This is a genomic window from Natronomonas sp. (assembly GCF_047616845.1).
In the GTDB taxonomy this organism is placed as follows: domain Archaea; phylum Halobacteriota; class Halobacteria; order Halobacteriales; family Haloarculaceae; genus Natronomonas.
In genome coordinates, this window is sequence record NZ_JBLGBY010000070.1 from 1 (window position 1) to 8,876 (window position 8,876).

Genomic DNA, 8,876 nt, shown 5'->3' on the forward strand with positions numbered 1-8,876 from the left:
CTCGCTACGCTCGCCGTTCGCTCTCCCGAGGCCTGAACTCGCTCGCTGCGCTCATCACCACTCGCGGCTCACGGCTCGCTACGCTCACCGTTCGCTCTCCCGAGGCCTGAACTCGCTCGCTGCGCTCGCTCGTCAGGCCTCGCGTACCATCACATACGCATCCTCACCATCATCGTAGTAATTCGGCACGATATGGTGAATCTCGAAATCGAAGGCCTCATACAGCGACCGGGCCGTGCCGTTGCTCTCACGAACCTCCAGTTTGACACGGTCGGCACCGTCGACGAAAAGCGCCGACAGCGCACGCGAAAGCAGCAATCGGCCGATACCCTCACCGCGGCGGTTCGGGGCGACGGCCAGGTCTTTGATGTGACCGATCGAAGTGCCGTGGTTCGGGATGCTATCGGCGACGACGTAGCCGACGATGTCGGCGTCCTCGGCGATGAGGAAGCCGGGAGTGTCGAGGAACCGCTCGAAGGCCGCGTACGGCCACGGCTGTGGGAACGACTGCTTCTCGATTCGGAACACCTTCAGCAGGTCGGCCCGCGTTGCTTCCCGAACGGCGACCTCAGCTTTCGGCCCGGTCGCAGTCACACCCGAACGTTACGGAGACGCGTTCATATGCCTACCGGCCAGGTCAAACCCACCGCCGTCAGATGGTTTGTGTGTGCATATTGCACAATCATCGTATTCAGTATATAAAAAGGCCAGAAGATTCATGTACCCACACGAGTAAGACTCAGATGCACCCGTTTGGGTGCATCCCCACCCCCCACCCCGTTTTCACACGCCAGATAGCGACTGCACCGTATACACCATCTCCCGGTCGCACTGGCGTCTCTGACCTCTCGTCTCCCGGTCTCCCTTATCGCACTGAAGCGGTGTTGAGCCGGACAACGAACACACGAACCATCAGCAGTTGCTACGGGGAATTTAGAATAAAACGATGGTGAGCATCCGCGAGCGCGAAGCGCTCGTGGTTCTCGGCACCGCGGCGCCTTTGGCGCCGCGGCAATCTCGCGAGCGGAGCGAGCGAGATCCGTGGAAGACGAGCGAAGCGAGTCTTCCTGAGGGAGGCGCTCGCGCATATTTTCCCCAAGTTTTTGCCACGGAGGCGTGTTCGGCGCGTTCCGCGCCGAACCGCCGGAGTGTGCAAAAAGTGGGAGTTCTAGTCGTCGGCGGGCGCGGAGCCGCTGCCGTCCTTGGCCTTCTTTTTCGTGTGCGACAGCTTGCCACCGTCGGCGAGAATCTGTCGCTCGCGCTCGGAGGCGTCGAGGTGGCCGGTGAGCTCCCACTCGTCGTTGACGCGAACGGTGAACTCTTCCTGCCCGGAGCGGACTGCCTCGGCGACGTCGTCGACGATCTCGATGTCGTCGCCCTGCTCGATTCCCTCGTAGTCCTCTTCGTCGATCTCGAGCGGGATGAGACCGAAGTTGAAGAGGTTCGCCTTGTGGATGCGGGCGAAGCTCTGTGCGAGGACGCCTTCGACGCCGAGATACATCGGACAGAGGGCCGCGTGTTCACGCGAGGAGCCCTGCCCGTAGTTCTCGCCGGCGACGAGGAAGCCGCCGTCGCTGTCGAGTGAGCGCTGTGCGAAGGAGTCATCGACGCGCGACAGCGTGAACTCCGACAGTTTCGGGATGTTCGACCGGTACATCAGGATGTCCTGCGTCGCGGGGATGATGTGGTCGGTCGTGATGTTGTCCTCCATCTTCAGGAGGGCCGGGCCTTCGAGGTGGGCGTCGAGTTCGTCCTTCAGCGGGACGTCGCCGATGTTCGGGCCCTTGATGAGCTCGTCGTCGACGGCTTCGTCGGGCGCGATAAGGTCGGGGTCGTCTTCCGCCATACCCGCACCGTACTTGTCGCCCATCTCGAGGCCGGGCGCCTCGAGGTCGCCGAGTTCGTCGGCAAGGTCTCGGGGGTCGACGATTTCGCCAGCGATGGCCGCCGCGGTGGCGACCTCGGGCGAACAGAGGTAGACGTTGTCGTCCTCGATGCCGGAGCGACCCTCGAAGTTGCGGTTGAACGTCCGCAGGGAGACGGAGTCGGAGGCGGGGACGTGGCCGATGCCGATACAGGCACCACACGTCGCCTCGGAGAAGTTGACGCCAGCGGCCATCATCTCGGCCGTCCAGCCCTCACGGGCGAGCATCTCGGAGGCCTGCTTGGAGCCGGGCGCAACGATCATCTCGGACGTCTTGTCCGTGGTGCGGCCTTCGAGCATCTTCGCGGCCGGGAGGATGTCCTCGTAGGCGCCGTTGGTACAGGAGCCGATGATGACTTGCTCGACGTCCGTGCCGGCGACCTCGCTGACAGGCACGACCTTGTCGGGCATGCTCGGGCACGCGATGAGCGGCTCGAGCTCCGAGAGGTCGACCGTGATCTGGTCGGCGTACTCGGCATCGTCGTCGGGCTGGAGGTCGACATACTCGTCCTCGCGGCCGATGCGGGAGAGCCAGTCTTTCGTCTTCTCGTCGGTCGGGAAGATGGAGGACGTTGCGCCGAGCTCCGTACCGAGGTTGGTGATGGTCGTCCGCTGGGGCACCGTCAGGTTCTCGACACCGGGGCCAGTGTATTCGAAGATCTTGCCGACGCCGCCCTTGACGGTCAGGTCGCCGAGCAGGTGGAGCGCGATGTCCTTGGCGGTCGCCCAGTCGGGCAGTTCGCCTTCGAGGTGGACGTTCACGACTTCGGGCATCTCGATGTAGTAGGCGCCGCCACCCATCGCGACGGCGACGTCGAGGCCACCGGAACCGATTGCCAGCTGGCCGAGGCCGCCGGGCGTCGGCGTGTGGCTGTCCGAACCGAGGAGCGTCTTGCCGGGCGCGGCGAAGTTCTCCTTGTGGACGTTGTGACAGATGCCGTTACCGGGACGGCTGTAGTAGGCACCGAACGTGCCCGCTGCGGAGCGCAGGAAGCGGTGGTCGTCGGTGTTCTTGAAGTCGAACTGGTACGTCTGGTGGTCACAATACTGTGCGGCCAGTTCGGTCTGCACTTCGTCGAGGCCGAGGGCCTCGAACTGCAGCCAGACGAGCGTCCCCGTCGTGTCCTGTGTCAGCACCTGGTCGATCTCGATTCCGATTTCCTCCCCCGTCTCGAGGTCTCCCTCGACGAGGTGGTCATCGAGAATCTTTTCGGTAAGCGTCTGTCCCATAACGTCCGTCAATCTACTGCCCACGGATATAAATCCGGCGTGTTTGCACCTATATCGGGCCACTATCCGGCGATTTTGGCAATATTCGCGCGAAACAAACGTGGCGTTCTGACGCCGGCAACGGGGGAAGAGCGGACGATCGTCCAGTTGTTCGGGCGGAAAATCAGGCCAGCCGCGAGAACGCGAGGTTGCCGCTCGTACTCTCGATGTAGATCTCGACCACGTCGCCCTCGCTCGCGCCGGGGACGAAGATGGTGTATTCACCGCGGTGGGCGACACCGTCGCCCTTCCGACCGGTGTCGGTGATTTCGACGGTGTAGGTGCTTCCCTCCTCGACGTCGTCTTTCGTCTGCTGGGTTCGCGAGGAACTGCGACCCTTCTCGACGGGGCGGAACGCACCACAGGCATCACAGCGCAGCATCATCGTCCGGTCTTCCTGCACGAGTCGGGTGTCCGGCAGGCCACACTCACTACAGCGGACGTACTCCTCAGTGTAGTCCTCAACGGCGGCCTCGAAATCGCGTTCCGAGAAGTTACCGTTGTATCGGCCGACGCCGGCCTCCAGTTTCCCGGAGGTCGCAAGCGCCTGCTGGATGTATCGGTGGAGGTGGTCGGTGTCGCGAGCGAGGGCGTCCGCGACCGCATCGAGGTTCGTGAACCGCGTGAACGCACCGTCGGTCTGGGCCGCGGTGTCGGGAACCGAAAGCCGGTCGCCGCCGGACTGGATGTCCGGGACGGCGTCCAGCGCTCGGTCGAGGCTGGCTTCGTACTCCATACTTTATGGAGGAGATTGCGCCCTAAAGGGGTTCCGAGACACGGAGTGACGCGGTCGGGGAGAAACCGACTTGTCGCGGCCGTCCGTGGGGTGAGTATGCAGCCAACGACGCCACAGCAAGCCTGCTTTGAGGCCGGCATCAAATTCGGCAGCCTCTATCACCAGTTTGCGGGCACGCCGGTCTCGCCCGATAGCAGTGGAAGCCTCGAAACTGCAATCGAGGAGGCCATCGAGAACCAGCCGTTCTGTGAATCCGTCGACGTGGACATCCTCGACGACGAACTCGCCGCAGAGCTGGCCGAGCGCTCGGCAGACTACACCGAGCTGACGGGCCGGTTCATGGAGGTCGAACTCCGCGTCGACCACGAGGGCAGCCTCGTCGTCGCGTCGATGTCGATGGAAGGGGACTACCCACGGATGCGTATCGACCGAATCGAAGCATAAGCGCCACAGCGGCCGAGGCGAGGACGGCGCTTGAACCGTTGTACCGCATTCCCCGCCACGAGTTTTCACTTTCGCTTTCCGGCTTGTTTTTAACCGATAGCACGACGAACGAGCGTGCATGAGTCAGGCAACGCTCGACGACGAAGAACTGTTCGACGAGGCGGCAAGCGAGATGCGCGAGGACGTGGAGGCGAGCCTCGAAGAGGCAAAAGCCACGCTGCCGGAGGCCGACGCCATCTGGGAGGTCGAGGCTGACAACACCCTCGGCGTGCTCAACGCGCTGAAGGGCGCACTCGATACCGGGGACGCCGAAGAGCATCTCCGGGATGCGAAAAAGTGGTTCGCGATGGGGCAGAAGGCCGACGCCTTCGAGGACGCTGACGACCTCGAAGCCGAGATCGCCGAGGTCGAAGCCCTCCTCGACAGCATCGTCGAGGCCCACGAGCAGGTGGGCGAACTCACCGCGACGATTCCGGAACTCCGCGGTGCGCTCGAAGACGCCCACGCGGAAGGCGACGAGGAGTGATCAGACCGCCCGCGTTTCGACCGCATCGAGCAGTTCCGCCAGTGCCGCTGCGGCTTCGTCTAACAGTTCTTCGCCGAGCGCCGCATCGCCGTCGCGTGGATCGCCCACGACGCCGCTGTCGGTGAACTCAGAGGAGTCGTACGCGAGGTTCGTTCCATGGAGCCACTCACCCCAGCTGTCGGCGGCACCCTCCGCGGCTTCCTCCGTCCGGTCTTCATGTACCAGTTCGGGGCGGAGATGCCGGATGAATGAGGTTTCTGAGGGGCCGCCGTGACCGAGTTCCTCCACCGCGACAGCGTCGAACCACGTGTACGGGACGGCGTATACGTCGCCATCGCGGCTGAGGCGGCCGCAGAGTTCTCGCAGGGCGTCGACGTTGCCGCCGTGCCCGTTCGCGACGACGACCCGGTCGAAGCCGTGGTGGGCCAGGCTCTCTATCGTCTCGCGTACGTACGAACGGAAGGTGTCCTCCGAGACCCACAACGTGCCGTCGAAATCGCGGTGCTCCTCGGCGACACCGACGGGGATGGTCGGCCCGACGACGGCCTCGCCATCGAACGCCTCGCCGTAGCGGTCGACGCCCGCCGACGCGATGGCCTCTGCGGTCATGAAATCGACGCCGAGCGGTGCGTGTGGGCCGTGCTGTTCGGTGCTTCCGACGGGGAGCACCGCGAGGTCGGTGTCGGCATCGCGGGCGTCAGTCCACGTCGACTCGGGGAGTTGCATACGCGAGAAGAGACAGCGCTCCCGCTTGTAAGCGGTGGTCACGCGAAGAGAGAAAGCGTACGAAACGCCCGCCTTACGCGATGAGGAGATCCTCGCCGCGCTCGATGCGAATGGTACACGGCGGGGAGATCTTGTTGTACGCACGGCGGAAGGCGTCCTTGGCGGCCGCGGCGTCCTCGGGGTGACACCAGATGGTGAAGAGGCGCTCGCCCTGTTGGATGCGGGCGGCCGTGCCGACGATCTTCCCGAACGCCTGGCGCATCCCATCGGAGACACGGTCGGCACCGGCACCGGTCGCCTGCTTGTTCTCTCGGATGACCTGGTGGGGGAACTTCCGGAGGATCATCTTGTAATCGCCCTCCTCGCCGAGTTCCTTCAGCATCCGGCGGTTCGCGGAGAGGCGCGAGGCCTCGAGCGAGCCGTGCCGAATCTGGACTTCCTCGTCCAGGATGAGGCTGATCTGTACCTCGTAATCCTCGGGGTCGGCTTCGAGGTTGCCCATCTTGTACTGGGCGACCTTCGAGCCGGGAATCCCGGTGATGTACTCCCGTCGAGTGTACGAGGGCTTGTCGATGTTCCTGTACATCGAGGCGGGCTTGTCACTCATAGTACGTCGAATGAGGTCGAGTCTGCGGATAAAGCCTTCGAAGCGCGGTGTTGATGCGACGGAGTGGCGTGGAGAGAACGAAGACGACGGGCGAGAGAACGGGCGTTCGTCAGCCGCGGTGGGGCAGAAGCGCCAGCCCGGCAACGAGGAAGCCGGAACCGAGACTGAACAGGATGACGAACAGCAGGCCGCTCATCCGCTCCTGGAAGTATTCGCGGTTTTCGAGCGTCTGCTCGTAACCCTCGATGTCCGTCGACAGGCGCACGGTATCGTCGTCGACGAACGTGACGACGTATTCGGTGCCGCCGAGCGTGATGCGGTCGCCCTCCTCGAGACCGATCGACTGTTCGGTTTCCTGCTCCCAGGTCAGCGTCGCCGCACTCGAGGTGACGTTGTCGACTGCCTTCGTGGTGTCCTCGTGGTCGATTTGGTCACCTTCGGAGAACGTCTCGCGGTTCGGCTCGGGGAGATACTCCTCAAGCGGTTCGGTCGAGCCGTTCTTGTACCGAACGAACTCCGTGCCGTCGTCGCTCGTGTAGGTGGTGTTGTCGACCTCGGGGTCGTTCTGCAGGATCGTCTCGACGTCGAACTCCTGGGCGAGTGTGAACGTCTCGGGGTCGTCAGCGGGCTCGATAGAGACGTTGTACGAGCCGTTCCGATACTCGACGACGGAGTTGTTCTGGAAGGTGGTCTGCTGTGAGACGGTCTGGGTGTAGGTCAGCTCACCCTCACGTTCTTCGAACTCCGACACCGTGTAGGTGATACCGTCGACCTCGAACGTATCACCGGCCTCGTAGGTTTCACCGTCGATGTTCATCGTCGGTTCCTCTGCGACCGCCATCACCGAGTAGGCGCTGGCAGCCATGACGAGGAAGAAGGCGAAGTAGATCGCCGCCCATCGTCGTTGCATACGCGGAGGGATGAAAGCCCGGCGTATAGGCGTTACTAACTTCGTGGAATCATCCACCGGGAGCGCGCCGCGCATACATGGTAGTTAACTACTGCCCCAGATGGTAGAAAATATGCGAATTCTGTTAACCCATTATAAAAACCACCCCGTATTGCCAGCAGAGAATATACACTGACAGTTAACATTGCAAAATCCGTATGAGCAAGGAGACGCAGACGAACCTGCCGCTACGAAGAGGCGTGCTTGTCGTTGCAGCAGTCATTAGCATCGCATTCCTGTGTAGCATCGCAGTAAGTCCCGCAGCAGCGAACCACGGTTCCGACAAGAGTAACTATACAATCGTCCTCCCGGACAAAACCGACAATCTCCCGGGTGACCAGAACCCCCAGAACGCCAGCATCACCACGTTCGCGGCCTCCTCAGCTGGCTTCAAAGAGAAGGCCCCGAACGGCTTCGAGAAGCTGACGTACCTCGAAACGGGGAACCAAGAAATCATCTACGGGAACTGCGACAGCCCGAACACAGCCGTGTTCGGCGTCGACCGCGGGAACAACAACTCCGGAACGCAGGTCGACACCGACCTACTCCAGCACATGAAGGAGTCCCGGTTCCTGGAGCACAAAATCGAGATCGACTTCTACAATGAGAGCGACTTCGGCGGTGACCCCACCTACCTCAATCCCGAGGACGCAATCGTCGCCAAGCAGGGTGCCGGTTCGCAGGGGGGCCCATGTTTCACGATGCCGACCGAACCCGGTTGGTACCAAGTGCAGGGAATGATTCGCGGCGTCACGACGAGCGGTGAGGAAGTCGAGATCTTCTCGAAGTCCCATTACATCCCAATCTGTGAGGGCTGTCACGACAACGCGACGGCCTACGAGAAGCTCGGCCCGCCGCCGTCACAGCAGAGCAGCACGGACGACGGTTCGACCGACGAGTCGACGAGCGACTCCACGCCCACGTCGACCGCGACGGCGACGGCAACCGCCACGCCGACGCCCGAATCGGTCGACGGTGGCAACGAGGGCACCGCCACACCGACGCCCACGCCTGAGCAGGAATCCGGCAGCGACGAGGACGGTGGCAAGGAGGCCGATACGGAAACGCCGACACCGGAATCGTCCGGCGGCGGCGCGTCCAATGCAACGCCGACGCCCGGCTCCGGCCCCGGCTTCGGGCCACTCGTCGCACTGCTCGCGCTGCTCGCGAGCGCATTCCTCGTCCGGCGACGATAACGGCTCGCGGCGACGGCTGCATTCATCATCGATGCTCGTGTTCGAATGCACGGTATAAATAGCCTCGAATGGGTAGCAACACTGTTAGCATGATACTGGGTGCTCGTGCATTCGATGAAGCCGAAGAAAGCGAACGTGACACTCGGAGCCACACTTCTCGTGGTGGGGATAGTTGCAAGCGTCGCGCTTCTGGGCACAGCCGTGTCGCCCGTCGCGGCCGATAAGCACACAAAGGAGGCAGCCGGCGACTATACGGACTCCGCGAACTACACCGTGAACTTCCTGTTCACGACGGATCATTACCCGGGTGACCAAAACGAGGAGAACGGCAGCATCCAGTATTTCGCCGGCGGCGCGGAAGCCTTCCAGAAAGTCGACGCCGAGGAAGGTGCTTTCATCGACTACGTTATCGTCGACGCCTCGTGGATTGATTACTCCGCCTGCGACGTCGATAACACCGCGGTATTCGGCATCGACCGCGGGAACAACAACTCCGGAA

General features: G+C 62.7%; 10 protein-coding genes. 4 read left to right on the top strand and 6 right to left on the bottom strand.

Going from position 1 to position 8,876, the window contains the following annotated elements; translation table 11 throughout:
* Nucleotides 1-132 precede the first annotated feature (132 nt).
* From rimI to ACI8UR_RS11620, 3 genes are all read right to left on the bottom strand, one after another.
* Complete coding sequence (gene rimI, locus ACI8UR_RS11610) at nt 133-594, bottom strand: ribosomal protein S18-alanine N-acetyltransferase (protein ID WP_411714823.1); 462 nt, start codon at nt 592-594, stop codon at nt 133-135.
* 574 nt (nt 595-1,168) lie between these two features.
* Nucleotides 1,169-3,154, bottom strand: a complete 1,986-nt coding sequence (locus tag ACI8UR_RS11615; RefSeq protein WP_415087894.1) for an aconitate hydratase — start codon at nt 3,152-3,154, stop codon at nt 1,169-1,171.
* A 163-nt stretch (nt 3,155-3,317) separates the two neighbouring features.
* A complete protein-coding gene (locus ACI8UR_RS11620) occupies nt 3,318-3,929 on the bottom strand; it encodes a translation initiation factor IF-2 subunit beta (RefSeq protein ID WP_411715802.1) in 612 nt (203 codons plus the stop codon).
* A 96-nt stretch (nt 3,930-4,025) separates the two neighbouring features.
* Between ACI8UR_RS11620 and ACI8UR_RS11625 the strand changes: the two genes are divergently transcribed.
* Both ACI8UR_RS11625 and ACI8UR_RS11630 read left to right on the top strand, forming a co-directional pair.
* Nucleotides 4,026-4,373: a dihydroneopterin aldolase family protein gene (locus ACI8UR_RS11625; protein ID WP_411715801.1), complete on the top strand. Its 348-nt coding sequence runs from the start codon at nt 4,026-4,028 to the stop codon at nt 4,371-4,373.
* Nucleotides 4,374-4,491: 118 nt separating this feature from the next.
* Complete coding sequence (locus ACI8UR_RS11630) at nt 4,492-4,899, top strand: DUF5790 family protein (RefSeq protein WP_411715800.1); 408 nt, start codon at nt 4,492-4,494, stop codon at nt 4,897-4,899.
* On the opposite strand, the gene ACI8UR_RS11635 is transcribed toward ACI8UR_RS11630, so the two are convergent.
* The 3 genes from ACI8UR_RS11635 to ACI8UR_RS11645 form a co-directional block, all read right to left on the bottom strand.
* On the bottom strand, nt 4,900-5,625 hold the full coding sequence (locus tag ACI8UR_RS11635) for a creatininase family protein (RefSeq protein ID WP_411715799.1): 726 nt from the start codon (nt 5,623-5,625) through the stop codon (nt 4,900-4,902).
* A 73-nt stretch (nt 5,626-5,698) separates the two neighbouring features.
* Complete coding sequence (locus ACI8UR_RS11640; protein WP_411715798.1) at nt 5,699-6,232, bottom strand: 50S ribosomal protein L16; 534 nt, start codon at nt 6,230-6,232, stop codon at nt 5,699-5,701.
* A gap of 109 nt (nt 6,233-6,341) precedes the next feature.
* A complete protein-coding gene (locus ACI8UR_RS11645; RefSeq protein ID WP_411715797.1) occupies nt 6,342-7,142 on the bottom strand; it encodes a hypothetical protein in 801 nt (266 codons plus the stop codon).
* 197 nt (nt 7,143-7,339) lie between these two features.
* On the opposite strand from ACI8UR_RS11645, the gene ACI8UR_RS11650 reads away from it, so the two are divergent.
* Nucleotides 7,340-8,377, top strand: coding sequence for a PGF-CTERM sorting domain-containing protein (locus ACI8UR_RS11650; RefSeq protein WP_411715796.1), 1,038 nt, complete (start codon nt 7,340-7,342; stop codon nt 8,375-8,377).
* 135 nt (nt 8,378-8,512) lie between these two features.
* Nucleotides 8,513-8,876 (top strand): hypothetical protein (locus tag ACI8UR_RS11655; protein ID WP_415087896.1); only part of this gene is annotated, 364 nt, incomplete at its 3' end.